This is a genomic window from Curtobacterium sp. SP.BCp (assembly GCF_051903255.1).
Taxonomy (GTDB): Bacteria; Actinomycetota; Actinomycetes; order Actinomycetales; family Microbacteriaceae; genus Curtobacterium.
Genome location: NZ_CP194338.1, coordinates 2,758,742 through 2,782,631 on the forward strand (window position 1 = coordinate 2,758,742; position 23,890 = coordinate 2,782,631).

Annotated in this window: 24 protein-coding genes; 11 read left to right on the plus strand and 13 right to left on the minus strand. The window is 70.6% G+C overall.

Annotated elements, in window-relative coordinates; genetic code table 11:
* Positions 1-68: 68 nt before the first annotated feature.
* The 4 genes from ACRQ4C_RS13050 to ACRQ4C_RS13065 all read right to left on the minus strand — a co-directional run bounded on the left by ACRQ4C_RS13050 (position 69) and on the right by ACRQ4C_RS13065 (position 4,676).
* On the minus strand, positions 69-989 hold the full coding sequence (locus tag ACRQ4C_RS13050) for a carbohydrate ABC transporter permease (RefSeq protein ID WP_439688921.1): 921 nt from the start codon (positions 987-989) through the stop codon (positions 69-71).
* Positions 982-1,947 carry a carbohydrate ABC transporter permease gene (locus ACRQ4C_RS13055; RefSeq protein WP_439688922.1) on the minus strand — a complete coding sequence of 322 codons (966 nt, stop codon included), beginning with the start codon at positions 1,945-1,947 and terminating at the stop codon, positions 982-984. Before ACRQ4C_RS13055 ends, ACRQ4C_RS13050 begins: the two co-directional genes overlap by 8 nt.
* 100 nt (positions 1,948-2,047) lie before the next feature.
* On the minus strand, positions 2,048-3,286 hold the full coding sequence (locus tag ACRQ4C_RS13060) for an ABC transporter substrate-binding protein (protein WP_439688923.1): 1,239 nt from the start codon (positions 3,284-3,286) through the stop codon (positions 2,048-2,050).
* Positions 3,287-3,335: 49 nt separating this feature from the next.
* Entirely contained in the window at positions 3,336-4,676 is a 1,341-nt protein-coding gene (locus ACRQ4C_RS13065) for an enolase C-terminal domain-like protein (RefSeq protein WP_439688924.1), read from the minus strand.
* A gap of 163 nt (positions 4,677-4,839) precedes the next feature.
* Here ACRQ4C_RS13065 and ACRQ4C_RS13070 point away from each other — a divergent pair, with 163 nt between their 5' ends.
* Together ACRQ4C_RS13070 and ACRQ4C_RS13075 are read left to right on the plus strand one after the other, a co-directional pair.
* Entirely contained in the window at positions 4,840-6,093 is a 1,254-nt protein-coding gene (locus ACRQ4C_RS13070; protein WP_439688925.1) for an alpha-hydroxy acid oxidase, read from the plus strand.
* A 45-nt stretch (positions 6,094-6,138) separates the two neighbouring features.
* Complete coding sequence (locus ACRQ4C_RS13075) at positions 6,139-6,567, plus strand: hypothetical protein (protein ID WP_439688926.1); 429 nt, start codon at positions 6,139-6,141, stop codon at positions 6,565-6,567.
* 11 nt (positions 6,568-6,578) lie between these two features.
* Here ACRQ4C_RS13075 and ACRQ4C_RS13080 read toward each other — a convergent pair whose 3' ends face one another.
* The 6 genes from ACRQ4C_RS13080 to ACRQ4C_RS13105 all read right to left on the minus strand — a co-directional run bounded on the left by ACRQ4C_RS13080 (position 6,579) and on the right by ACRQ4C_RS13105 (position 10,183).
* Positions 6,579-7,121 carry a hypothetical protein gene (locus tag ACRQ4C_RS13080; RefSeq protein ID WP_439688927.1) on the minus strand — a complete coding sequence of 181 codons (543 nt, stop codon included), beginning with the start codon at positions 7,119-7,121 and terminating at the stop codon, positions 6,579-6,581.
* Between the two features lie 80 nt (positions 7,122-7,201).
* Positions 7,202-7,483: a type II toxin-antitoxin system RelE family toxin gene (locus ACRQ4C_RS13085; protein ID WP_290131056.1), complete on the minus strand. Its 282-nt coding sequence runs from the start codon at positions 7,481-7,483 to the stop codon at positions 7,202-7,204.
* On the minus strand, positions 7,476-7,739 hold the full coding sequence (locus ACRQ4C_RS13090; RefSeq protein WP_290131055.1) for a type II toxin-antitoxin system prevent-host-death family antitoxin: 264 nt from the start codon (positions 7,737-7,739) through the stop codon (positions 7,476-7,478). The genes ACRQ4C_RS13085 and ACRQ4C_RS13090 overlap by 8 nt, the downstream gene beginning before the upstream one ends.
* A 45-nt stretch (positions 7,740-7,784) precedes the next feature.
* Entirely contained in the window at positions 7,785-8,330 is a 546-nt protein-coding gene (locus tag ACRQ4C_RS13095) for a cysteine hydrolase family protein (RefSeq protein WP_290131054.1), read from the minus strand.
* 65 nt (positions 8,331-8,395) lie between these two features.
* Complete coding sequence (locus ACRQ4C_RS13100) at positions 8,396-9,511, minus strand: glycoside hydrolase family 5 protein (protein ID WP_439688928.1); 1,116 nt, start codon at positions 9,509-9,511, stop codon at positions 8,396-8,398.
* Between the two features lie 156 nt (positions 9,512-9,667).
* The gene (locus ACRQ4C_RS13105; RefSeq protein WP_290131052.1) at positions 9,668-10,183 is read right to left on the minus strand and encodes a MarR family winged helix-turn-helix transcriptional regulator; all 516 of its coding nucleotides are present in this window, start codon (positions 10,181-10,183) and stop codon (positions 9,668-9,670) included.
* A 103-nt stretch (positions 10,184-10,286) separates the two neighbouring features.
* On the opposite strand from ACRQ4C_RS13105, the gene ACRQ4C_RS13110 reads away from it, so the two are divergent.
* Positions 10,287-11,246 (plus strand): NADP-dependent oxidoreductase, encoded by a 960-nt coding sequence (locus tag ACRQ4C_RS13110; RefSeq protein WP_439688929.1) that lies wholly within the window; start codon positions 10,287-10,289, stop codon positions 11,244-11,246.
* A 9-nt stretch (positions 11,247-11,255) separates the two neighbouring features.
* On the plus strand, positions 11,256-11,945 hold the full coding sequence (locus tag ACRQ4C_RS13115; protein WP_439688930.1) for an NUDIX hydrolase: 690 nt from the start codon (positions 11,256-11,258) through the stop codon (positions 11,943-11,945).
* On the opposite strand, the gene ACRQ4C_RS13120 is transcribed toward ACRQ4C_RS13115, so the two are convergent.
* On the minus strand, positions 11,920-13,101 hold the full coding sequence (locus tag ACRQ4C_RS13120) for an ROK family protein (protein WP_439688931.1): 1,182 nt from the start codon (positions 13,099-13,101) through the stop codon (positions 11,920-11,922). The two genes, ACRQ4C_RS13115 and ACRQ4C_RS13120, sit on opposite strands and share 26 nt — an antisense overlap.
* A 135-nt stretch (positions 13,102-13,236) precedes the next feature.
* Between ACRQ4C_RS13120 and ACRQ4C_RS13125 the strand changes: the two genes are divergently transcribed.
* From ACRQ4C_RS13125 to ACRQ4C_RS13150, 6 genes are all read left to right on the plus strand, one after another.
* Positions 13,237-14,535 carry an ABC transporter substrate-binding protein gene (locus ACRQ4C_RS13125; protein WP_290131049.1) on the plus strand — a complete coding sequence of 433 codons (1,299 nt, stop codon included), beginning with the start codon at positions 13,237-13,239 and terminating at the stop codon, positions 14,533-14,535.
* Between the two features lie 12 nt (positions 14,536-14,547).
* Positions 14,548-15,507, plus strand: a complete 960-nt coding sequence (locus ACRQ4C_RS13130; protein ID WP_439688932.1) for a carbohydrate ABC transporter permease — start codon at positions 14,548-14,550, stop codon at positions 15,505-15,507.
* On the plus strand, positions 15,507-16,412 hold the full coding sequence (locus ACRQ4C_RS13135) for a carbohydrate ABC transporter permease (RefSeq protein WP_290131048.1): 906 nt from the start codon (positions 15,507-15,509) through the stop codon (positions 16,410-16,412). The genes ACRQ4C_RS13130 and ACRQ4C_RS13135 overlap by 1 nt, the downstream gene beginning before the upstream one ends.
* Before the next feature lie 44 nt (positions 16,413-16,456).
* Positions 16,457-18,118, plus strand: coding sequence for a glycoside hydrolase family 13 protein (locus ACRQ4C_RS13140; protein WP_439690907.1), 1,662 nt, complete (start codon positions 16,457-16,459; stop codon positions 18,116-18,118).
* 147 nt (positions 18,119-18,265) lie between these two features.
* A complete protein-coding gene (locus tag ACRQ4C_RS13145; RefSeq protein WP_439688933.1) occupies positions 18,266-19,213 on the plus strand; it encodes an ABC transporter ATP-binding protein in 948 nt (315 codons plus the stop codon).
* Positions 19,210-20,436 (plus strand): ABC transporter permease, encoded by a 1,227-nt coding sequence (locus ACRQ4C_RS13150; protein WP_439688934.1) that lies wholly within the window; start codon positions 19,210-19,212, stop codon positions 20,434-20,436. The genes ACRQ4C_RS13145 and ACRQ4C_RS13150 overlap by 4 nt, the downstream gene beginning before the upstream one ends.
* On the opposite strand, the gene ACRQ4C_RS13155 is transcribed toward ACRQ4C_RS13150, so the two are convergent.
* Both ACRQ4C_RS13155 and pnuC read right to left on the minus strand, forming a co-directional pair.
* Positions 20,390-21,118 carry a hypothetical protein gene (locus tag ACRQ4C_RS13155; RefSeq protein ID WP_439688935.1) on the minus strand — a complete coding sequence of 243 codons (729 nt, stop codon included), beginning with the start codon at positions 21,116-21,118 and terminating at the stop codon, positions 20,390-20,392. The genes ACRQ4C_RS13150 and ACRQ4C_RS13155 overlap by 47 nt on opposite strands.
* A gap of 112 nt (positions 21,119-21,230) precedes the next feature.
* Positions 21,231-21,896: a nicotinamide riboside transporter PnuC gene (gene pnuC / locus ACRQ4C_RS13160; protein ID WP_439688936.1), complete on the minus strand. Its 666-nt coding sequence runs from the start codon at positions 21,894-21,896 to the stop codon at positions 21,231-21,233.
* 149 nt (positions 21,897-22,045) lie between these two features.
* Between pnuC and ACRQ4C_RS13165 the strand changes: the two genes are divergently transcribed.
* On the plus strand, positions 22,046-23,845 hold the full coding sequence (locus ACRQ4C_RS13165) for a hypothetical protein (RefSeq protein ID WP_439688937.1): 1,800 nt from the start codon (positions 22,046-22,048) through the stop codon (positions 23,843-23,845).
* Positions 23,846-23,890: the final 45 nt, after the last annotated feature.

Here is a 23,890-nt window from a genome sequence, read left to right on the forward strand (position 1 = left end):
GGGCCAGTTTCCTTCCAAGGAGACGAACGAGGGACGAACGGGAGGCGCGGCGCGCCTGGTCGGGTCGGCTACCGGCCGCCGAGACCGGAGGTCACGATCCCCTTGACCAGGTGCTTCTGCAGCAGGATCAGCAGGATCACGGTGGGCAGCATCGAGATCACCGAGGCGGCCATCACGAGGTTCCACTCGGACCCCTGCTGTCCGAAGAACTGCTGCAGCCCGAGCGGGATGGTGCCGTGCGCCTCGACGTCGTTGACGACGACGAGCGGCCAGAGGAACGAGTTCCAGTAGGAGATGAACGAGAACACCGCGAGCACGGCCATGGTGGGTCGTGCGAGCGGCAGCATCACGGAGAAGAACGTCCGGATCGCACCGGCACCGTCGACACGGGCGGCGTCGTCGAGTTCCTGCGGCACCGTCAGGAAGAACTGGCGGATGAGGAACGCGCCGAGCGCGGTGAACGCCCACGGGATGATGAGCGCCTGGAACGTGTCGACCCAGCCGAAGCCCTGCATCATCACGTACATCGGGATGACGAGCACGTCCTGCGGGATCATCAGCGTGACGAGGAAGAGCATGAAGACGGTGTTGCGTCCCCGCCAGCGGAGCCGGGAGAACGCGTACCCGGACAGCACGGCGACGGCGACGTTGATCGCCGTGCCGGCAGCCGCCACGAACACGCCGTTGAGGATGAACCGGGCGAACGGCAGGTAGGTGAACGCCTGGACGTAGTTGTCCCACTCGAGCGAGCGGCCCCAGAGCGTCGGCGGGGTGGTGAAGACCTGGTCGGCCGGCTTGAGGCTCGTCGCCACCATGTACACGAGCGGCGACACGAACAGCAGGGCGACGAGGCAGAGCAGCGCGTAGCCGATCGCGTGGCGGACCCGACCGGGTCGGGGTGCGGATGCCGTCCTGGGCACCGCCCGCGGGTTGACGGTCCGGTTCGACGTGGTGAACCCGCGTGTGCGGGCCCGGGTCAGTTCACTCATAGTGCACCCACCGCTTCTGTCCGAGGAACTGGACGGCCGTGATCCCGAGGATGATGACGAACAGCACCCAGGCCCCGGCGGACGCCAGGCCGAGCTGCTGGTTCTGGAAGCCCGTGTTGTAGATGTACTGCACGAGGGTCTCGGTGGCCGTCCCGGGTCCGCCCTTGGTGAGGACGAACGGCTGCACGAACACCTGGAACGAGGTGATGAGCGTCATCATCGTGGCGAAGAACACGGACGGCGAGATGAGCGGGAACTTGATAGCCCAGAAGGTCTGCCACGCGTTCGCGCCGTCGAGCTGCGACGCCTCGATCTGGTTCTCCGGTACGGCGTCGAGCGCGGCCGAGAAGATCAGCATGTTGTAGCCGAAGCCCTGCCAGACGCTCATCGCGACGATCGCGAGCATCGCCCAGTGCTCGTCGGCGAGGAAGTTCGGCGCGTGCACGCCGACCGTGGACTGCAGCGACGCGTCGATCGCCCCACCGGGCTGGTAGAGCATCCGCCAGACGACGACGTTCGCGACGATCGGCGTGATCGTCGGGATGAAGAACAGCACGCGGAACACGTGGCGCCCGGCGATCCGCGGCGTCAGCCAGGCCGCGAGCCCGAGGGACACGACGAGGTTCAGCGGGACGTACAGCACCACGAAGAGCGCGGTGTTGAGCGTCACGGTGCGGAACACCGGGTCGGCGAACAGCCGGGCGTAGTTCTCGATGCCGGTCCAGCTGCGCTCGCCGAGCATCGGCCAGTTCATGAAGCTCACGACGAGCGAGGCGACGATCGGGAACGCCGTGAACACGACGAGTCCGATCGAGTGCGGTGCGGCGAACGCGGCGCCCCACCACGAGCGTCGCCCGACGGCGCCGGCGGCGTCGCCCTTCCGGCGTGGGGTCGCCGTGCCGGTCGCGACCGCGGCCGCGACGGCCGCCTCGGCCGGTGGGTCCTGGATGGTGGTCATGCGACGACCTCCTCGTCATCGGAACGGGTGGGGGGGGGACGGACGGGAGGCGCGGGGCGGGGTCGACCCGCGCCTCCAGTCCGTCAGGCGGGAACGCTGGTCACTGCGTGCCGAGCTGGCCGGCGATGGACGACATCGTCTCCTTGCCCGACGTCTGACCGTTCACGGCCTGGAGCGCGTACTGCGTGAAGAGCTGCGAGAGCTGGTCGCTCTGCTTGTTCCCGAGGAGCGGCGAGGACTTCGCGAGCGCGGCCTTCAGCGCGGGTTCTGCTCCGTCGATGCCGGCGCTCGAGTACCAGGCGCCCTGCGCGGCGGTACGACCCGGGAAGGCGCGTCCCTCCTCCGCGAGCCCCGTGAGGACCTTCTCGCTCGTCATCGTCTGCACCGCTTTGAACGCCTGGTCCGGGTACTTGCACTGCTTCGAGACGCCGAAGCCGGAACCGGCCGCGAAGGTCGACGGACCCGACGTCCCGGACGGGAGCGTCGTCACGCCGAGGTCGAACTTGACCTTGGCCTTCTGGCTGATGAGCGACCACGGACCGTCGGTGTACATCGCGACCTTGCCGGCGGCGAAGTCGTTGCTCGACTGCGAGCCGTCGGACGACGCCTGCGACGCGTAGCCCTTCTTCACCAGGCTCGCGAGCCAGTCGAGGCCGTCCGCGAACTTGCTGTCGGTGGCGTCGATCTTCCCGGAGCTCGTGATCACGCGGCCGCCGTTGTACCCGTAGATCATCGACTCGAGGTTGAGGTCGGTGACGGTCGAGCCGAACATGGTGACGCCCTTGGCCTTGAGCGCGGCGCCGGCCTGCTCGAAGTCGTCGACCGTCCAGCCCGGCTCCGGCTCGGAGACCCCGGCCTTCTTGAACACGTCCTTGTTGTAGAACATCATGATGGGCCCGGTGTCGTACGGCAGGCCGTAGAGCTTGCCGTCGACCTTCATGCCGTCGAGTGCCGTCTGGTCGAAGGCGGAGAGGTCGAGCCCGTCCTTCTTCGCCAGGTCGTCGAGCGGCAGGAGCGACGAGGTGTAGTTCGCGGTGCGGAGCGACTGCATGCTCACCACGCACTGGGCGCTGCCGGCGCTGAGCTGGGTACTGAGCTTCGTGAAGTAGTTCTCGAACGGCGCACCCTGGATCGTGAGGGTGATGCCGTCCTCGGACTTCACGGTGTCGGCGACCTTCTGCCAGGCGGCCTTGTCCTCCTTGCCGGCGATCCACATGGACCAGGTCATGGCGTCCTTCGACTGGCTGCCGCCGGCACTGCTGCCCGCGGAACACCCGGTGAGGACGAGGGCTGCCGCGGCCGCGGCCGCCACCCCCGCGATGAGTCGTCGTCGTTGCATCGGTCTCTCCACTCCGTCGTGGTGATCGTGTTCGGTGGTGTGGTGTCGGTCAGGCGACCCGGGCGGCGTCGCGGACCGGCGGTGCCGGCGCTTCCGTCGCCCAGACCGGGCCGTCGGGGTAGGTGTAGGTGTCCAGGGACCCGGCGAGCATCTCGGTGCCCGCGCCCGGTGCGGACGGCGGCCAGTACCGGCCGTCGTGGACGTCGACGGGGGTGACGAAGTGCTCGTGCAGGTGGTCGACGAACTCGATGCACCGCGTGTCCAGATCGCCGGTCAGTGCGACCGCGTCGAACATCGACAGGTGCTGGACGGCTTCGCAGAGCCCGACTCCGCCGGCGTGGGGGCACACCCGGACGCCGTACTTCGCCGCGAGGAGCAGGATCGCGAGGTTCTCGTTGACGCCGGCGACCCGCGTCGCGTCGATCTGGAGGACCGACATCGCTCCGGCCTGGATCAGCTGCTTCGCGATGACCCGGTTCGCCATGTGCTCGCCGGTCGCCACCGGGATCGGGGCGATCCGGCGGGCGATGGCGGCGTGCGCGAGGACGTCGTCGGGACTCGTCGGCTCCTCGACCCAGGCGACGTCGAACGGTCGGAGCCGCTCGATCCACGCGACCGCCTCGTCGACGTCCCACCGTTGGTTCGCGTCGATGGCGATGCGGATGTCCGGGCCGACGACCTCGCGGGCGATCCGCATGCGGCGGACGTCCTCGTCGACGTCGGCGCCGACCTTGAGCTTCACCTGCTCGAAGCCCTCGTCGACGGCTTCGCGGCAGAGGCGGGCGAGCTTGTCGTCGTCGTAGCCGAGCCAGCCCGGCGTGGTCGTGTAGGCCGGGTAGCCCTCGCGCTCGAGCCGGCCCTTCCTCTCGGCACGGAGCGGCTCCGCACGACGCAGGAGTGCGAGCGCCTCGTCCGGGGTGATGGCGTCGGTGAGGTAGCGGAAGTCGACGAGGGCGACGAGTTCCTCCGGGGTCATGTCGGCGAGCAGCGCCCAGAGTGGCTGCCCCGCGCGCTTGGCCTTGAGGTCCCACAACGCGTTCACGACGGCGCCGATGGCCATGTGCATGACGCCCTTCTCCGGGCCGAGCCAGCGGAGCTGCGAATCGTGCACGAGGTCTCGCCACGTCGCACCCATGTCCGCGAGGAGCGCCTCGGCGTCGCTGCCGACGACGTGCTCGCGGAGGGCTGCGATCGCGGCCTCCTGCACCTCGTTGCCGCGGCCGATCGTGAAGACGAAGCCGGTGCCGACGTGTCCGTCGGGCTCGTCGGTGCTGAGTTCGACGTAGGCGGCGGAGTAGTCGGGCGCTGGGTTCATCGCGTCGGAACCGTCGTGCTCCCGCGAGGTCGGGAACCGGACGTCCCGGACGCGCAACCCGGTGATGCGACTCATCGTGTCTCCTGCCCGTTCGGTCCTCGATGACCGAACGCGCTCATCAAAACATCCGACCTCTTCCGCGTCAAGCATCGTTCTGCGGCGGTTCTTGTTCGCGAGTTGCAATATTCGTAGGATGACTCAAGGACGCGCGGTACAGCGCGGACGAACGGAGACGAACATGAGCCGAACGCGCCCGCAGATCGAACGGCGGATCCCGAAGGTGCGGGACCTGGCGCCGTTGCTGCAGTTCCGGAAGCCGGCACTGCCGGGGCGGCGGCAGCGGCTCGAGTCCGCGCTGACGATCTGGGACCTCCGCGCCATCGCCGCCCGACGCACCCCTCGTGCCGCATTCGACTACACCGAAGGCGCCGCCGAAGCCGAGATCTCGTTGGCGCGTGCTCGGCAGGCGTTCGAGGACATCGAGTTCACCCCCGCCATCCTGCGCGACGTGTCCCACGTCTCGACCGCACGCTCCGTGCTCGGCGCCGACGTCGCACTCCCGTTCGGGATCGCACCGACGGGGTTCACCCGGATGATGCAGACCGAGGGCGAACGCGCCGGCGCCCGCGCGGCCGGACGCGCCGGCATCCCGTTCTCACTGTCGACGATGGGCACCACCGCCATCGAAGACGTCCGTGACGCGAACCCGCACGGGCGGAACTGGTTCCAGCTCTACATGTGGAAAGACCGCGACAAGTCGATGGCGTTGGTCGACCGGGCCGCCCGCGCCGGGTTCGACACGCTGCTCGTCACCGTCGACGTCCCCGTCGCCGGCGCCCGCCTGCGCGACAAGCGCAACGGCTTCTCCATCCCACCGCAACTCGGCGTGAAGACCGTCGTCAACGCGATCCCCCGGCCCTGGTGGTGGTTCGACTTCCTGACCACCGAACCCCTCGCCTTCGCATCGCTCGATCGGTGGTCCGGGACGGTCGGTGAACTGCTCGACCACATGTTCGACCCGACCGTCACCTACGACGACCTCGCCTGGATCCGGTCGCAGTGGAAGGGCAAGGTGGTCGTGAAGGGCGTGCAGTCCCTCGCCGATGCTCGTCGCCTGGCCGACATGGGTGTCGACGGCATCACCCTGTCGAACCACGGCGGCCGCCAACTCGACCGCGCACCCGTCCCCTTCCACCTCCTCCCGTCCGTGGTCAAGGAAGTCGGGAAGGACACCGAAGTGCACCTCGACACCGGCATCATGTCCGGCGCCGACATCATCGCCGCCATCGCCCTCGGCGCGAAGTTCACCATGGTCGGCCGCGCCTACCTCTACGGGTTGATGGCCGGCGGCGAAGCCGGAGTCGACCGCATGATCCAGATCCTCACCGACCAGATCGAACGCACCATGCGCCTCCTCGGCGTCACCACCCTCGACGAACTCGAACCCGCACACGTCACCCAACTCCAACGGTTGGTGCCGATCCCCCGGTGACCGGATCGTGACCCTCGGGTCCGGCGCAGCGTGGTGGGATGGGGCATGCAACGGGGACGGATGCGGCTGGTCACGGCGGGGACGCTGCTCGTGGCATTCGGCGGCTCGGTCACGGGGTGCGCGGCCAGCAGCGCAGCCGGGTCCTGTGCCGCGAAGGAGGTCCGGCTCGGCGATCCGGACCTCCGACCGGGTGGCGAGGTCGCGCTCAGTGTCGACTGGATGTGGCGGACGTGCGAGGACACCGGCGGGGTGCCGCGCGCCTCGGACGACGTCGTCGTCACGATCACGCCGTCGTCCACGGGCACGGCCGTCGTGCTCGGACGGCCCACGCCGGAGGGTCCGCGCTTCCGTGTGGCCGGTCGGTTCGACCTGCCCGACGACCTCCCGGCGGGAGACGCGGTCCTCGGTGTGCACAGCAACGACGGGGACCGCGCGGGCGCCGACGTGCCCGTGACGATCAGCCCGGCGGACTGACCCGCACTGCCTCAGACGCGTCCGGCTCGGTCGCGTCGGCGGAACACGAGCGTGCCGGCTCCCTGGACGACGAAGAACAGCCCACTCGCGGCCAGCACCGCTGCGACCACGAACCCACCCGCGGTCTCCACACCGATCGCGGCGACGACGGCGAGGGTGAGGAAGATCGCACCCATCACGATCAGGACGACCGGGTTCTGCGCGATGAAGAACCGTCGCCCGTGGTTCGCCGCGGCCGTGGCGTCGGACCGCGCCTTCGCCACCTCGTCCGGGTCGCGGCCGGCACGCCGGTCGGCGGCTCGTCGGCGTGCACGGAGGACGAGGAAGACCGCGAGCCCGACCACGATCGCCACGGGGTAGGCGATCGGCCGCTCGATGTGCACCAGACCCGAGACGAACAGCACCCCGACCGCACTGACGACGCCGGCGACCATCGCGGTCGTCCAGACGTCGGTGCGACCGTCGGCGCCGGTCGCGTAGCCGGGGCGTCGCGCGTACGGGTCGTGCTCTGGTTCGTGCCGCTCGGGCGCTGCCCGGTCTCCGTCGTTCCCCACGGCGTCAATGTACCGGCCGACGGGCAACGGCGGCGTTCAGGCGGCGCGTCAGCGGTGCACGTCGCGCCGGTGTCCGATCGTCAGGACGATCGGTACACGTCGCGCCGGTGCCCGATCGTCAGGACGAGTACGACCAAGCGGTCGTCGACGATCTCGTAGACGATCCGGTGGTCCCCCACGCGAACACGGAGCTCGCCGGGTCGCCCGACGAGTGCGGTCATGCCGGGCGGACGTGGATTCGACTGCAGGAGGACGAGCGCCGCGAGGATCCGACGCTGCGTCGGACGATCGAGCTTCCCGAGGGTCTCCGCGGCGCGCTTGGTCAGTTCGACGGCGTACTGCTGTGGAGCGGGGTCAGGCAAGCGTGATCCCGAGCTCCCGCGCGACGTCCGCGAGCGGCAGCGTCGCCGGGTCGTCCTCGAGGTCCGCACGGACGGTGTCCACCGCGGCGCGATCGGTCGCGTCCTCCAGCGCCGCCAGAGCCCGGTGTGCGAGATCGGCGTCGAGCACGACGACCCGTTCACGACCGCGGATCGTGATGCCGACCGGCTCGCGGTGCGCGAGATCGAGGAGGTCTGACCACCGCTGGCGGGCCTCACTGGCAGGAAGCGAGTACACGTACGAATCGTACGATTCGTACGGTCCGTACGTCAAGCCGGTTCGTCAGTGCTCGAGGAGGTCGGCGCTGCGGACCACCGTCGCGAAGCTGCCGTCGAGGGCGGCCAGGAACGCGGCGTGCACGGTCGCGCCGGGGACGGTCACGTCGCCGAGCGCGAGGTCCGGCGCGGCGCAGGCATCGGCCACCACGGTGCACGTGAACCCGAGCTCCGATGCGGCTCGGGTGGTCGAGTCCACGCACATGCTCGTCATCATCCCGAGGACGACCAGGTCGGTGACGCCACGATCGCGGAGCAGCGCCTCGAGCCCGGTGCCGATGAAGCTGTTCGGCTCGTGCTTCTCGACCACCGTCTCCCCCGCCCGAGGCTCGACGTCGGGGTGGAAGGCCACCCCGGGCGTCCCGGGGACGAAGAAGCCCGCGTCGGCCTCGGTGGCGGTGTGGAAGACGTGCACGACGTCCTCGCCGGTCTCGCGGAAGTGCCGCAGCACGGCGCCGGCGGCATCGGCCGCCGGCTCGGGTTCGACGAGCGGGAACGCCCCGCCGGGGAAGTAGTCGAGCTGGACGTCGACGAGGAGCAGCGCGCGGGTCATGCCCCGATCATGCTCGTCGGGCACCCGGTCCGTACCGGGTGCCCGACGTGTCAGCGATGCGCGGGTCAGCCGACCGTGAACGGCGCGCGACGGCCTTGACCCCACGCCCAGTGCAGGAGCGCGACGCCGGAGTCGTTCGTCACCGCGAGGGACAGGTGCTTCCCGGAGCCCTGGATCGTGGTGAGGCTGTAGCTGTCGTCCGTGCGCAGGCCCGGCCAGTAGACCGCGCCGAGGTGCCGCTCGCGGGCGATCGTCGTCACCGTCTGGAGGAACGCCACCGAGTTGTCGGCGTCGGCGTCCCCGGTCGTGGCGGACCCCCGGTAGTCGATGCCGGTCGTCATGGGGACGCCGAACTCGTCCAGGACGGTCCGGGCCGAGCACGCCTGGTCGCCGAGCCGGGAGGTGAAGTCGGCGGCCCACCCGGCCGCGTCGTGCGTGCCCCAGAAGCCGTAGTAGTGCTGCGAGACGTAGGTCCCCGCGAGTGCCGGGGCGGCGCAGACCGCGTCGACGTGGTCGTTGTAGCCGACGCCGCTGACGAACACGCGGTCGCGCGGGATGCCGCGAGCGGTGTAGCGGTCGACCCAGTCGGTGGCGACCTGGATCCACTGGTCGGCGGTGTACCCGAACGGCTCGTTCATCGGCTCGAAGTACACGCCACGGTCACGGGCGTACGTCCGGGTCAGGGTGTCCCACATCCCGGTCCACGCCGCCGGGTCGTCGACCTTGCCGTCCTTGCTCGCGCCGTCGCCCTCCCAGTAGCCGAGCACGACACGGAAGCCCTCGTGCCGCGCGGCGTCGATCGCGCCCCTGTACGAGTTCCACCAGGCGGTGCCGACCGAGTACGGGTTGACCGGCATCCGGACCGTGTTCGCGCCGAGGTCCTTCCGGAACCCCTGGATGATCCGCTCGGACGTGCGGTACACGGTGCGGTAGTCGTCGCTCGTCGAGAGCCCGGAGAGGACGACCGGGCCGTTCGCGTAGTTGTCCCTCGGGTCGGCCCAGTTGACACCGTGGAACTGCGTCGGGTCGAGCGCCGGCACGGGTCCCCGGTGCGCTGTCGCCGCGGGGGCCGGGGCCGCGTTCGCGACCGCCGGGCTCGCGAGCGCGAGTGCGGTGGCGCCGGCGAGTGCGGCGATGGTCGCGGCGAGAAGGCGTCCCCGCAGGGTGGTCGGTGCGTGCATGTGTGCGTGCTCCCTGTCTGCTCCGTTGCAGCGGCACGGCGTCGTCGCGGTGCCGGAGTGGACGGTCGCCGTGGCGGGTCCCTTCCGCCATGGCAACGTCAACATCCAGCAGGGTTCCACTCCGAAGACGGGGTGTCAACGCCCCTGCGAGACCGTTCAGCCGGGGGCGGGACCCCGACGGCGACGGGACGTCACGGAGCGCGGCGGCACGGTGCGCAGGTGGTCACGAACCACACCCAGGACCCGACCGAGGTCCTCGACGTCGCGTGGGCCGATCGCGTCGAAGACGAGTTCCCGCAGCAGCGCGACGTGTCCAGGGAAGACCGCGCCGAGCTTCACCCGCCCGGCCTCGGTGAGGGTGACCGTGACGCCGCGGTCGTCGTCCGCCGCCTGCCCACGAACGACGAGACCGTCCCGTTCGAGCAGTCCGACCTGGTACGTCAGGCCACTGCGGCTGATCACCACGCCGTCGGCGAGCTCCGTCATCCGCCGGCTCCCGCCGGGCGCGTCGCCGAGGGTGGCGAGCAGCTGGAACTGCACGTAACTGAGGTCGCCCGCATCGCGGAGCTGTTGCTCGACCGCGTGCCGCACCAGGTTCCCGACCTCGATCAGGGCGAAGTACGCCCCGAGCTCACTGGCGTCGAGGTTCGTGCGCGGCTCGGATCCGGTCATGACCCCATCCTACCTGTTGCTTCGAATTCGAAGCAGTGGTAGCGTCCTCCGCAGATGCTTCAAATTCGAAGCACACGAGGTTCCACCAACGAAGGGCAAGACCATGCAAGCAGTGCGTTTCCACGAGGTCGGCGGACCCGAGGTCCTGCGGATCGAGGACGTCGAGCGGCCGGTGCCAGGTGCCGGGGAGGTCCTGGTGCGGGTCGCCGCGTCGGCCTACAACGCCGCGGACAACGGGATGCGGGGCGGCTTCCTCCCGATCCCGGTCGTCCTGCCGCACGTGCCGGGGTACGACGTGTCCGGCACGGTCGAGGAGGTCGGACCGGGTGACACGGACCTGCGGGTCGGTGACGCCGTGGTCGGGTTCCTCCCGATGGAGCGGGACGGCGGCGCGGCTGAGTTCGTCCTCGCACCGGCGGAGTCGCTCGTCGCCGCTCCGACGAGCATCCCGCTCGCGGACGCCGCAGCGCTGCCCTCCGTGGCACTCACCGCGTGGCAGGCACTCTTCGACGACGGGCGCCTGACTGCCGGACAGCGCCTGCTGATCGTCGGCGCTGGCGGGGTCGTCGGGAAGTACGCCGTCCGGCTGGCGGAGCGCGCGGGTGTCGAGGTCGTCGCGACGGCGAGCCCGCGGAGCGCGGAAGCCGTGCGGGCCGCGGGTGCGGACGTCGTCGTCGACCACACCACCGACGACCTCCTCACCGCGGTGGACGGGCAGGTCGACGTGTTGCTCAACCTCGCCCCGCTCGACCCGGAGCGGTTCGCCGCCCTCGTCGCCCTCGTGCGCGACGGTGGCACGGTCGTGAGCACGACGGCGTTCATCTCCACCCCGGGCGACGACGCCCGTGACGTCCGTGCGGCCACGGTGTTCGTGCAGCCGAACCGGGCGCGCCTGGTCGAACTCGTCCGTCTCGTCGACGCCGGCGAGCTGCACGTCGAGGTGACGCGACGCATCCCGCTCGCAGACCTGCCGGCACTGCACGCCGAGGGCGCCGCCGGTCGGATCGCCGGCAAGGTCGTCGTGCTGGCCGGACCGGACGCCACCGCTGCACCGTCCGCCTAGGGTGGGGACGTGAGCGACGAGCAGGCACGGGCAGCGCTGGCGACGGTCGGTCGGGACACCACCGCACCACTCGTGCCGACGCTCCCGGCCCTGCCGTCACCACGACGGGCCGCCGTCCTCATGCTCTTCGGCGTCCTGGACGACCGTCCGAGTGACCGCCCCGCGTCGGCGCCGAGGGTCTCCGACGACCTCGACGTCCTGCTCCTCCGACGCGCGGACACGCTCCGCGCGCACCCGAGCCAGGTCGCCTTCCCCGGGGGGCGCATCGACGCGGGCGACGCCGACGCCGCGGACGCCGCCCTCCGTGAAGCGCACGAGGAGACCGAGCTCGACCCCGCGGGAGTCGACGTCCTCGGGGTGCTCCCCGCCGTACCGCTCGCGTTCTCGAACCACCTCGTCGAACCGGTCCTCGCGTGGTGGAGGTCGCCCTCGCCCGTGCGGGTCGTCGACGAGCGGGAGTCCGCGACCGTCTTCCGGGCACCGGTCGCCGACCTCCTCGACCCGGGCCACCGCGGCGTGACCGTGATCCGACGGGACGGTCAGGAGTGGCGTGGACCGGCGTTCACCCTCGACGCGGAGCACGGGACGGAGACCGTGTGGGGCTTCACGGCGATGCTCCTCGACGCGCTGTTCGACCGACTGGGGTGGGCGGAACCGTGGGACGACCGGACGGTCATCCCACTGCCAGGGGAGCGCTGAGCGAGGCGGTCACCGGGAGCGACAGCGCGAGCGGGTCCGACCGGACCTCGTCGAGCGCCCGGGCGACGGCTCCGAGCACGACGACGTCGGCCCCGAGCCTCGAGGCGACGAGCTCCGGGACCGGGTCGTAGTCCCAGTCGGCGAGGTGCACCCGAGCCCGGTCGAGCACGGGACCGACCGCGTCCGCGATGGCGCCGGCGACGACCACCCGGTCGATGTCGAGGAGGCTCGCGAGGAGCACGCTCACCCGGGCCAGCCGGTCCCCGAGGCGGTCGACGACCTCGACCGCGACGGGGTCGCCGAGCGCCGCGGCCTCGAACAGGCGCTCCGAACCGTTCCGCCCGGCGAGGAGCGACCCCGGCGGGATCCGGTCGGCGGCCTCGGCCACGAGCAGGCGCGCGGTCGCACCGATGCCCTCCGGGGAGCCGACGCCGTCGACGAGGTCGAGCACGCGCATCTCACCCGCTCCGCCGCGTGCGCCCCGCAGCAGCGCGCCGTCGACGACGATCCCGGCGCCGAACCGCTCACCCGAGAGCAGCGCGGCGAAGGAGGCGTCGCCGGAGGACGGGCGTTCCGCGAGGGCGGCGAGGTTCGCGTCGTTCTCGACCACGAGGCGTCCGTGCCCGAGGAGCGCACCGAACCCCGGGTTCATCCGGTCCCAGTACCCGTCGTCGCGCGGCGAGGCACCGCGGACGTCGACCGGCGCCGGGATCCCGACGACGACCACGAGCACCCGGTCCGCGCCGACCCCGGCGTCGGCGAGCACCGCCGCCACCGCGTCCCGCACCGCGCCGAGTCGCACCGCGACGTCGAGACCGGTGTCCCCGAGCGACGTGGCCGCGCGGCCGCGGACGACACCACGGAGGTCGGCGACCGCGACGGACACCCGGTGCTGACCGGCGTCGACGCCGACGAGCACCCCTGCGTCGTCGTCGAGCGCGTACCGGCGCGCCGGTCGACCCTTGCGGTACTCCCCCGCCGCACGGGCGTCGTCGAGCGCCCGCAGCCAGCCGAGCTGGACGAGTTCGTCGCACGCGGCGAGCACCGTCGAACGGGTCAGCCCCGTCCCCGCGATCGCCTCCGTCGCCGTGAACGCGCCGGAGGCGAAGGCGTACGCGAGGACGACCTCGGCACTCGATCCTCGCGACGGCGGCATGGTCGGAACACTACCGCGGAACGAGTTGCTTGCGCGATTAGATTTTCTCGCTAGATTTAGTCCTGCGGGGCGACACCGAAGCCGCTCCGCGACACGGAACGGCAGGGACGCCGGGTCCGTGCGGACGGAGACGACGTGCAACCACACGCCACGAAGGGCACGGCCGCCGCGGTGAGCCGGAGGTCCTTCCTGCTCGGCGCCGGCGGCATCGGTGCGGGCCTCGCCCTCGCCGGGTGCGCACCGCTCGGAGGATCGAGCGCACGCCCCGAGACGATCACGTTCTACGTGTCGAAGCCCGAGGTCATCGGCTACTTCGACGACGTCATCGCGAAGTTCCACGACAGCCAGTCGAAGATCCGGGTCATCCGCGACTCGACGTCGAACATGTCCGCGAACTTCGTCCGGAACCGGCCGCCGGACCTCGGCTGCCTGAACTACAACTACGCGATGGTCTCGTTCGTCGAGCACGGCGCGCTCACCGACCTGGCGGACCTGCCCGAGAAGGACACCATCAACCCGGACCTGTGGCCGCTGATGAAGCAGACCGCGGACTACCCGGGCCGCACGAGCGTCCTGCCGTACTCGGTGACCGCCGCGTCGGTGATCTACAACAAGCGGATCTTCGCCGACCAGGGCATCGAGGTCCCGACGACGTGGAGCGCGTTCCGCGACGTGTGCGAGCGCCTCACGAAGGCCGGCATCACCCCGATGTACGGCACGTACAAGGACAACTGGACGATCGCCCAGGGCATGTTCGACTACTCCGTGGGCGGCATGCTCGACCTCGGGAGCACCTTCGCGGCACTCGACCGCGAGGGCACGAAGGTCGGGAAGGGCTCGCGTGTCTCGTTCGAGAAGGACTTCGCCGCACCGGTCGACCGGATGGTGGACCTGTTGCAGTGGCACCAGCAGGGCGCCGCGAGCCGCGGGTACGGAGACGGCAACCTGGCGTTCGCGCAGGGCAAGGCCGCGATGTACCTGCAGGGCCCGTGGGCCCTCGGCGAGATCGCGAAGTCGAACGGGGACATCGAGCTCGGCACGTTCCCGTTCCCCGCGACCGACGACGCCGCGGACAACAAGGTGCGCGTGAACGTCGACCTCGGACTCTGGATCCCGGAGGCCTCACGCAAGCAGGAGGCCGCACGCGAGTTCCTGTCGTTCCTGATGAGCCCGGCGGTGAACGACAAGTACAACGCCGACAACAACGGCTTCGGTGTCCGCAAGGACTCCCCGCCGGCGTCGAACCCGGCGCTCCGCGGCATGCAGGACTCCTACGACGCGGCCGACTTCTACCTCGGGGCTTCGCAGCTCATCCCCGCCGAGATCCCGGTGGCGAACTACCTGCAGTCCATCGCCTTCGGCGGTGCCCCCGCTCCGCAACTCCGCACCCTCGACGGCGACTGGGCGCGTCTCGCGCTCCGCACGGCCGCGTAAGGAGACACGACCTTGGCCACCACCACGACAGAATCCGTCACGACGGCGGGCAGCCGCCGACGGGGCGGAGCCGCACCGCGCCTCCAGGCCGGTCGCACCGGACTGCGCACGAAGCGCAACCGGGTCGACCCGCTCTTCCTCGTGTTCCTGATCCCCACCCTCCTGCTCTTCACGCTGGCGATCACGCTCCCCGCGGTGATGGGCATCGTCCTGAGCTTCACCGACTCCGTCGGGTTCGGGGACTTCCGGTTCATCGGCCTGACGAACTACGTCGCCGTGTTCAGCGACCCGGCGATCCTGCAGGCGTACCTGTTCACGATCGGGTTCTCGCTCGTCACGGTGCTCGTCGTCAACGCGCTCGCGTTCCTCCTCGCGATCGCCCTGACCTCGAAGGTCCGCGGCAAGATCGCGCTCCGAGCCGTCTTCGTGCTGCCGATGGTGATCTCCGGGATCGTCATCGCCTACGTGTTCTCGTTCCTGTTCGCGAACAGCCTGCCGGCGCTCGCGACCGCCCTCGGGTTCGCGCCGCTCGAGCAGAGCATCCTCGCGAACCCGGACCTCGCGTGGGTCGCGGTCGTCATCGTGACCGCGTGGCAGGCCATCCCCTCGACGCTCCTCATCTACATCGCCGGCGTCCTGTCGATCCCGGGTGAGGTCTACGAGGCGTCGGCCCTCGACGGCGCGAGCGCCTGGCGACAGCTCGTGTCGATCACGGCGCCGCTCACCGCGGGCTACATCCTCATCAACCTCATCATCGGGTTCAAGAACTTCCTGAACTCGTACGACATCATCGTCGGCCTCACCGACGGCGGCCCCGGTACCTCGACGACCAGCGTCGCGATGTCGATCTTCAAGGGCTTCAACGGCGGCGACTACGCCTACCAGATGGCGAACGCGACGATCTTCTTCGTGATCGCCGTCGTGATCGCCGTGATCCAGCTGCGGGCGACCCGCGGGAAGGCAGCGCTCTGATGACCATGCAGGCACCCCTGCGGCCGGGGACCACCGCGACGGGCTCCATCCGTTCCGTCGACGCCGACCGGAACGCCGGACGTCGCGGCGAGCGCTTCAACTGGCCCGTGACGATCGTCCTCGTCCTCTGCGCCCTGTCCGTGCTCGTCCCGCTGTACGTCACGATCACGATGGCGTTCAAGACGACCTCGCAGGCGGTCGACGGCAACGCGTTCTCGCTGCCGGCACCGTTCAGCGTCGACGGCTTCGTACAGGCCTGGGAGCTCACGGACTTCCCGCGCGCGTTCGGCGTCTCCGTGCTCGTCGCCGCGATCACCGTCGTCGGGACGATCCTGCTCGCCTCGTTCACGGCGTACGCGATCGCCCGCAACTGGGAGCGCCGGCTGTTCCGCTGGTCGTTCTTCTACCTGCTCGCCGCGATGTTCCTGCCGTTCCCGGTGCTCGCGCTGTCGCAGGTGAAGCTGACCGGCCTGGCGGGACTGGACAACCCGTTCGGCGTCGCGATCCTGCACGTCATGTTCCAGCTGTCGTTCAGCGTGCTGCTCTTCACGGCGTTCCTGCGGTCGATCCCCGCGGAGCTCGAGGAGAGCGCCCGCATCGACGGCGCGAGCACCGGCCAGGTGTTCTGGCGGCTGGTGTTCCCGCTCCTCGCACCGATGAGCGCGACCGTCGGGATCTTCGCGTTCCTCGCGTCGTGGAACGACTTCGTGATGCCGTCGCTCATCACGTCCGACCCGGCCCTGCAGACCCTCCCGGTGCTGCAGCAGATGTTCCAGACGCAGTTCAGCAACAACTACAACGTGTCGTTCGCCTCGTACCTGATGGCGATGGCACCGGCGATCATCGTCTACCTGTTCACGCAGCGCTGGGTGATGGCCGGGGTCACGCAGGGCGCGATCAAGTGACCGACACGACCACCACCACCCGCAAGAACAACGAAAGGCCCGACGTGACCGACACGCTCGTCCAGCCCGCAGCCTCCACCGACGCCGAGACCTGGTGGCGCCAGGCGAGCGTCTACCAGATCTACCCCCGCTCCTTCGCGGACGCGAACGGCGACGGCATCGGCGACCTGCCCGGCGTGACGTCGCGGGTGCCGTACCTGGCGTCGCTCGGCATCGAGGCGGTCTGGCTCAGCCCGTTCTACCCGTCCGCCCTCGCCGACGGCGGCTACGACGTCGACGACTACCGCGACGTCGACCCGCGGCTCGGCACCCTCGACGACTTCGACGAGATGGTGTCGGCGCTGCACGCTGCCGGCATCCGCGTCATCGTCGACGTCGTGCCGAACCACACGAGCGACCGGCACGAGTGGTTCCGCGAGGCCCTCGCGTCGCCGAAGGGCAGCGCGGCCCGTGACCGGTACGTCTTCCGCGACGGCACCGGGCCTTCGGGCGAGGAAGCCCCCGCCGACTGGGTGTCGATCTTCGGCGGGCCGGCCTGGACCGCGGTCGGTGACGGCCAGTGGTACCTGCACAACTTCGCGAAGGAGCAGCCCGACCTGAACTGGGCGAACCGGGAGGTCCGCGACGACTTCCTGCACACCCTCCGCTTCTGGTCGGACCGGGGTGTCGACGGCTTCCGGATCGACGTGGCGCACGGTCTGGCGAAGGCCCTGCCCGAAGGCGACCTGCCGAGCTGGGCCGAGGTGCTCGCGAGCCCGAAGGACGGCCAGCACATCCTCTGGGACCGCGACGACGTGCACGAGATCTACGCCGAGTGGCGGCAGGTCTTCGAGGAGTACACCCCGGCCCGCACCGCGGTCGCCGAGGCCTGGGTCGCCGCGGACCGTCGTGCCCGCTACGCCAGCGCCGAGGGGCTCGGGCAGGCGTTCAACTTCGACCTGCTCGAGGCCGACTTCGACGCCGGCTCGTTCAAGGAGATCATCGAGTTCAACCTCGGGCTCGCCGAGCAGTCCGGCTCGTCGACGACGTGGGTGTTCTCCAACCACGACGTCGTGCGCCACGCCACCCGCTACGCGCTCCCGGCCCGGAACGGCGCCGAGGAGAAGCAGGGCTCGGCCTGGCTGCTCGCCGGCGGGTCGCAGGAAGCCCTCGACCGCGACCTCGGCCTCCGTCGCGCCCGTGCGGCGACGCTGCTCGAACTCGCGCTGCCCGGCTCCGCGTACCTGTACCAGGGCGAGGAGCTCGGCCTGCACGAGGTCGGTGACATCCCCGACGCCGAGCGTCAGGACCCGTCGTTCTTCCGGAACCCGGGCGTCGACGTCGGCCGTGACGGCTGCCGTGTCCCGATCCCGTGGACGACCTCGGGCGAGAGCTTCGGCTTCGGCCCCGGCGGCTCGCACCTCCCGCAGCCCGAGTGGTTCGCCGCGGTGTCGGTCGAGGCGGAGGACGCCGACCCCGACTCGACGCTGAACCTCTACCGGAAGGCCCTCGGGCTCCGCGGGCAGCTGCAGTCCGAGGAGCACCTCGAGTGGCTCGAGACCGGCCGCGACGACGTCCTGGCGTTCCGCCGTCCGAACGGGTGGACGAGCGTCACGGTGTTCGGCGACGAGCCGTACGACCTCCCCTCCGGCGAGCTCCTGCTCGCCTCCGCGCCGGTGGCAGACGGCGCACTGTCGGGTGTGGGGACGGCCTGGTTGCGTTCCTGACGGAACCAGGTGACGGACTGGAGGCGCGGTGCGGGCAGGCACCGCGCCTCCGGTCCGTCACGGGGGGCGGGCGGGAGCCGCGCGGGACACCGCACGATCGCCGACGCGCCCGGCGCCGCGTCGGCGCCGGCCGGTAGGGTCGGCGGCATGAGTGGGGCGAGCATCGAGGTGCGGGACTTCGTGATGCGGTTCGGGGACCGCACCGTGGTGGACGGGCTGTCGTTCGACATCGCCCCCGGAGAGACCTTCGGCCTGCTCGGCAGCAACGGCTCCGGCAAGACCACCACCATCCGGGCACTGCTCGGCATCACGACCGCGACCTCCGGCACGCTCACGATCGACGGGCACCCCTACAAGCCGGCGACCGGCGGCATCGGGTACCTCCCCGAGGAACGCGGGCTCTACCGCAAGGAGTCCGTCATCGACGTCATGACGTACTTCGGGCAGCTCCGCGGACTGGGCCGGCACGAGGCCACGGCGTGGAGCCACGAGTACCTCGAGCGGGTCGGCCTCGCGGACCGCGCGAAGCTCCGGGTCGACAAGCTCTCCGGCGGGCAGCAGCAGAAGGTGCAGCTCGGCATCACGATCATGGACCGGCCGCGCCTGCTCATCCTCGACGAGCCGACCAAGGGCCTCGACCCGGTGAACCGTCGGCTGCTGCTGGACCTGGTCGACGAGCGGAAGGCCGACGGTGCGACGGTCATCCTCGTCACGCACCACATGGACGAGGTCGAGCGGCTCTGCGACCGGATCCTCCTGCTCAAGGACGGCGCCGCCGCCGCGTACGGGACGATCCCGGACGTGCAGGACGCCTTCGGTGGTGCGGTCGCGAAGGTCGGCCTCGACGGATCGGTGCCACCATCGCCGCTGTACCGGCTCGCCCGGCACGAGGGACACGTGGCGTACCTCGTCCCGACCCGCGCAGCCTCGGCGGACGGGTCGGACATCCTCGCCTCGCTCGTCGCGGCGGGCGCCCACGTGACGGGGTTCGAGATGCGCCGCATCCCCCTCGACGAGATCTTCGTCCAGGTCTACGGGCACGACGCCGGCGCCGACCTGGTCGCCGACGAGCCCACGGCGGGAGCAGCAGCATGAGCCGGCTCGGCACGGTCGTCCGCTTCGAGTTCGTCCGCGCGGTGAAGAAGCCCGCGTTCTGGATCGGCACCCTCGCGCTGCCGATCGTCATCGTGCTGGTGACCCTGCTCGTGGGGCTCGGCCAGTCCGCCGGCGCCGACTCGGTCGTGTCGAGCAGCTCGGCGACCAAGACCCCGTTCCGCTACGTCGACCACTCGGGTCTGGTGTCCGAGCAGGTCGCCGAGAAGTGGGGCGGGACGCCGTCGAACGACGCCGCAGCCGACCGTGCGGCCGTGCGGGACGGCCGGCTCGACGCGTTCATCGAGTTCCCCGAGTCGCCGGCGACCTCGTCGATCCGGGTGGACGCCGCCGACCGGGGGCTGTTCGGCAACGGGCGGTACTCGTCGCTGGCGGAGCGGGTGGTCGAGCAGAGCGTCGCTGCCTCGGTCGACGACCCGCAGGCGGTGCAGCTCCTCCGGAACCCGCCGTCCGCCGACGTCACCACCTACGCCGACGGAGCCGTCGCCCCGGGGTGGCTGTCGGTCCTGCCACCGGCGCTCTACGCGGCCGCGTTCTTCGGGCTGGTGATCCTGCTCGCCGCCCGGATGGTGACCGTGGTCGTCGAGGAGAAGGAGAACCGGATCTCCGAGATGATCCTCACGACGGTGACGGCGGGTGACCTCATCCGCGGCAAGGTCGTCGCGATGCTGCTCGTCGGCCTCGTGCAGATCGGGGTGTTCCTGCTCCCCGGGCTCGTGACGTTCGCCGTCGCCCTGCCGCTGTTCGCATCGCGACTCGGCGGGATCGTCGTCGATCCGTGGCGGATGCTCGTCGGGGCACTCCTGCTCGTCGGCGGGGTCCTGCTCGCCTCCGGGCTCTTCGTCGCCGTCGGCGCCGCCGTGCCGTCGATCAAGGACGCCTCGTCGCTGCAGTCAGCCGCGATCTTCGCCCTCATCATCCCCGCCTACGCGGTGTTCTTCGTCGTGACGAACCCGACCTCCCCGGTCGCTGCGTTCTTCACGTACTTCCCGACGTTCACCCCGGTGACCGCCATGGTCCGCAACGCCGTCGGCTCGCTGAGCGTCACCGAGTCGATCGTCTGCATCGTCATCGTCTGGGTGGTCGCGGCGGTGCTGTTGTGGTTCGCGGAGTACCTGTTCCGGCACTCGGTCGCGCAGTACGGGTCGAAGGTGACGCTCAGGCAGATCGCGTCGTGGCGTCGGGGACGACCGGCAGCCCGGTGACCGTCGGCGGTGAGACCGGCGCAGCACCGGCGCCCGGCACCGCACCCGGAGCCGCCACCGCCGAGGGCGCGTCGAGGTCCCACGCCGGCACCGCGCGCTGCTGCCACCCCTGTCGCAGGGTCCGGACGGCACGGTCGTACTCGACGAGGACGTCGACGTGCGGCCGTACGAGCATCTGGATCTGCAGGCCCTCGTAGACGGCGAGCAGCTGGGTGGCCGCGACGTCCGCGGGTACGACGGACCGCTCGGTCTCGGCGTCGAAGTCGCGCTGGAGGCCCGCGGTCAGCTCCCCCACGTACTCCTCGAAGCGCTTCCGGAACAGCTCGGCGAAGCCGGACTCGGCGGCGGCGATGTTGATCACGCCCGCGAGCACCCGGACGAGCCCGGGGTCGGCGACGTCCTCGGCGAGGGTCATCCGGACGTGCTCGATGGTGCAGCTCGGTTGCACGCTGCGTCGCGTTCCCCGGAGCTGGGTCCAGCGGTCGTAGGTGACGAGCAGCAGCGCGTCCCAGGTCGGGAAGACGCGGGCGACGGCGTCGAGGGGCACCCCGGCCACCTCGGCGACGACGGCGGCGTCGACCTGGTCGAACGGGTGCAGCCGGTAGGCGCGGATGGCGCCCCGGACGATCCGCTCGGCGAGCGACTGTTCGTCCTCGAGTGCGGCCGCGTGCTGGTCGGTCATCCGCCCATCTCACCCGAAGAGTGAGCAGATGTCTGCAACCCGAGCGGGGGTGTCGCGATCGCCGCAGCAGGAGCCGGCCTCCGTGACGGACTCGAGCCGTGCCTCCAGGCGGTCAGCCCACCGTCACCGGCGCGGCCGGCGGCTTGGTCCGCTGGCGCATCCAGACGAAGAACCCGGTCAGCGTGAACACCCCGTAGAAGACGTACATCAGCCCCGACGCGTAGTAGCCGGCGGAGAACAGCAGGGGCACGCCGACCAGGTCGACGGCCACCCAGACGAGCCAGAACTCGACCCAACCCTTGGCCATGCCGTAGGTGGCGAGCAGGGAACCGACGAAGATCCACGCGTCGCTCCACACCGGCTCGTACGAGCCGAGGGCGCGGAACAGCGGGGTCAGGATCGCGGTGCCGCCCACCATCCCCAGGACCAACAGTCCGCGGGTCCGCCAGGAGGCCCAGTGCGGGTCGATCACGGTGGTCGCCTCCGCCGGGCGGTGCGTCCAGCGGTACCAGCCGTAGACGCTCACGATGATGAACATGATCTGGCGTCCCGCCTGACCGAGCAGGTTCACCGGGTTCGGGGTGTCGAACAGTGCGCCCATGAACACGGTGAAGAGCAGGGCGTTGCCGAGGATGCCGACGGGCCACGCCCAGACCTTGCGGCGCATCCCGCCGAGGGCGCTGAGCAGACCGAACACGTTGCCGATCACCTCGCGCCAGAGCACCGTCTGGTCACCGATGACGATCTGCGCGTCGAACAGCCAGCGCACGATGCCCATGGGCCCTCCTCGTTTCCGGTCGGTGCAACGGTAGGGCGTCGGGCGGCATTCCAGCGGCCGAGCTTCGCAGCGTGACGTGAGTTGGACTCAGGGACTACGTTCGGGACGTCGCCGAGGTCCGGCGCCAACCGACCCGAACGGAGCCCGTCGTGCGATGGCGCCCCCTCCTCACCGTGCTCGTCGCAGGCGGTCTCCTCGCCGCCGGTGCAGTGGCCCCCGCGCAGGGAGACGCGGCGGCCGCCGCCGCGTTGCCCGCGATCAAGCCGACCCGCGCGCCGTACCCGTCCGGCGGCAACGTCGTGATCGGCGAGGGCAACGACGTTGCCAACCAGAACGCGCAGCTCACGGACTCACTGCCGGCGACCGTGACCCCGAGTTGGCGGAACGCTCCTCCGCTCTGCCCGCAGTCGGGCGGTGTGTCCGCGTCCTCCATCAGCGTGACCGCGAAGACCACCATCGTCACGGAACCGCAGTACCAGTGCTCGAGCGTCTCTGCCTACGCGACCGCGACCGGGAAGCTCGTCTGGCGCAAGCAGTACCACTTCGCGATCCAGGCCACGGTCACGGGTGGGAAGGTCTACCTGCTGCACGACGACCCCGCGACGTCGGAGTACCGCGTCGAACAGCTTTCGGCCGACACCGGCAAGCGGATCTGGGCCGGCGACCTCGTCAACGGAGAAGGCGGGTGGGCGGTGAGCGTCGGCAACGGGCACGTCTCGAACGGCGCAGCGGTTTCCTCCAGCCGGACCGGCAGCTTCCTCTGGCTGGCTCGTTGGGACATCGGCACCCCTGTTCGATCCATCATCTCCGGTGGGCGGGTGTACGTCTGGAGTCCCAACGGTGTGACCGCGACGGACTCGAAGGGCAACTGGCTCTGGCGGACGCTGCTCCCCGACCTCGGCCCGTCCCCCGCGCAGGCCGAGTCGCGGGCGAGCGCGTCGGTGCACGACGGACTGCTGTACGTTCCCGGGGCACGGACGTTCGTGATCGACACGAAGACCGGGAAGATCGTGCGCAAGCTGCCGTCGTCCTACCAGTCCGTCGCGTTCGACGGACGGACCGGCTTCTTCACCACCAACGGCTACACGCCGGGCAGCGACGACGGCCCGAGCGTCGCAGCCACCGTGCGCGCGATCGACCTGACGACGGGCGCGGTGCGGTGGACCCACTCCTTCCCGATGAAGGGCGGCAACCCGTGGAACCCCGACACGGCGCCGCTCGTGTCGAACGGACTCGTGTGGGCCGCCTCGACGAGCGACTCGCTCGACCCGACGACGGTGGTCGCGCTCGACGAGGTCACCGGAGCGCAGCGCAGCGAGTTCGTCGCCGCGTGCGACGACGGCGGAGGCGGAGGCAACCTCGCGATCGCGCAGCACCGGCTCTTCGTCTCGACCGCGTGCGGCGTCCAGACCTACGTGCCGTCACGGACGACGCCAGTGGCCACCACGCCTGGCGAGGTGCTGACCGACCCCGGGTTCGAACGGGGGACGGACGGCTGGGCCGCGGTCGGCTCGTCCTCGGTCGACCGGACGACAGCGCTCGTCCGGTCCGGGACCGCCGCCGTCACGGTCACCCCGTCGTCCACGACCGCCGGCACGGTCGGTGCGACCCGCACCGTCGCCACGAACGCGCAACGCCACGCCTGGTTCCGGGCGAGCTGCTGGGTCCGCCCGAGCACGGCAGGTACGAGTGTCGCGTTCCGGACCCGCGAGTGGTCCCCGTCGGACCCGTCCTCGACGCCGACCACGCCGCTGCCGCAGGTCGGTACGGGTGGCTGGGACGTCGAGGAGCTCACGGAGGGGGTGTGGACCCGCCTGGACACGAGCGGGTCGGTCCAGGACGGCGGCGACTTCCTCGCTCTGCAGATCACCTCGCGGAACGCGGCGGCGGTCGGCGGCACCCTGACGGTCGATGACTGCACGGCCACCGGTCTGCAGCCGTCGTCGTGACGCACACCGCGCCGCGGCTCCACGGTCGGGCTACGCTCGGGAGCC

Bases quoted from the DNA above. Each gene is read 5' to 3' on its own strand.
- ACRQ4C_RS13050 (WP_439688921.1), bottom strand. From the start codon at position 989: ATGAGTGAACTGACCCGGGCCCGCACACGCGGGTTCACCACGTCGAAC.
- ACRQ4C_RS13055 (WP_439688922.1), bottom strand. From the start codon at position 1,947: ATGACCACCATCCAGGACCCACCGGCCGAGGCGGCCGTCGCGGCCGCG.
- ACRQ4C_RS13060 (WP_439688923.1), bottom strand. From the start codon at position 3,286: ATGCAACGACGACGACTCATCGCGGGGGTGGCGGCCGCGGCCGCGGCA.
- ACRQ4C_RS13065 (WP_439688924.1), bottom strand. From the start codon at position 4,676: ATGAGTCGCATCACCGGGTTGCGCGTCCGGGACGTCCGGTTCCCGACC.
- ACRQ4C_RS13070 (WP_439688925.1), top strand. From the start codon at position 4,840: ATGAGCCGAACGCGCCCGCAGATCGAACGGCGGATCCCGAAGGTGCGG.
- ACRQ4C_RS13075 (WP_439688926.1), top strand. From the start codon at position 6,139: ATGCAACGGGGACGGATGCGGCTGGTCACGGCGGGGACGCTGCTCGTG.
- ACRQ4C_RS13095 (WP_290131054.1), bottom strand. From the start codon at position 8,330: ATGACCCGCGCGCTGCTCCTCGTCGACGTCCAGCTCGACTACTTCCCC.
- ACRQ4C_RS13100 (WP_439688928.1), bottom strand. From the start codon at position 9,511: ATGCACGCACCGACCACCCTGCGGGGACGCCTTCTCGCCGCGACCATC.
- ACRQ4C_RS13105 (WP_290131052.1), bottom strand. From the start codon at position 10,183: ATGACCGGATCCGAGCCGCGCACGAACCTCGACGCCAGTGAGCTCGGG.
- ACRQ4C_RS13110 (WP_439688929.1), top strand. From the start codon at position 10,287: ATGCAAGCAGTGCGTTTCCACGAGGTCGGCGGACCCGAGGTCCTGCGG.
- ACRQ4C_RS13120 (WP_439688931.1), bottom strand. From the start codon at position 13,101: ATGCCGCCGTCGCGAGGATCGAGTGCCGAGGTCGTCCTCGCGTACGCC.
- ACRQ4C_RS13135 (WP_290131048.1), top strand. From the start codon at position 15,507: ATGACCATGCAGGCACCCCTGCGGCCGGGGACCACCGCGACGGGCTCC.
- ACRQ4C_RS13145 (WP_439688933.1), top strand. From the start codon at position 18,266: ATGAGTGGGGCGAGCATCGAGGTGCGGGACTTCGTGATGCGGTTCGGG.
- ACRQ4C_RS13150 (WP_439688934.1), top strand. From the start codon at position 19,210: ATGAGCCGGCTCGGCACGGTCGTCCGCTTCGAGTTCGTCCGCGCGGTG.
- ACRQ4C_RS13155 (WP_439688935.1), bottom strand. From the start codon at position 21,118: ATGACCGACCAGCACGCGGCCGCACTCGAGGACGAACAGTCGCTCGCC.
- pnuC (WP_439688936.1), bottom strand. From the start codon at position 21,896: ATGGGCATCGTGCGCTGGCTGTTCGACGCGCAGATCGTCATCGGTGAC.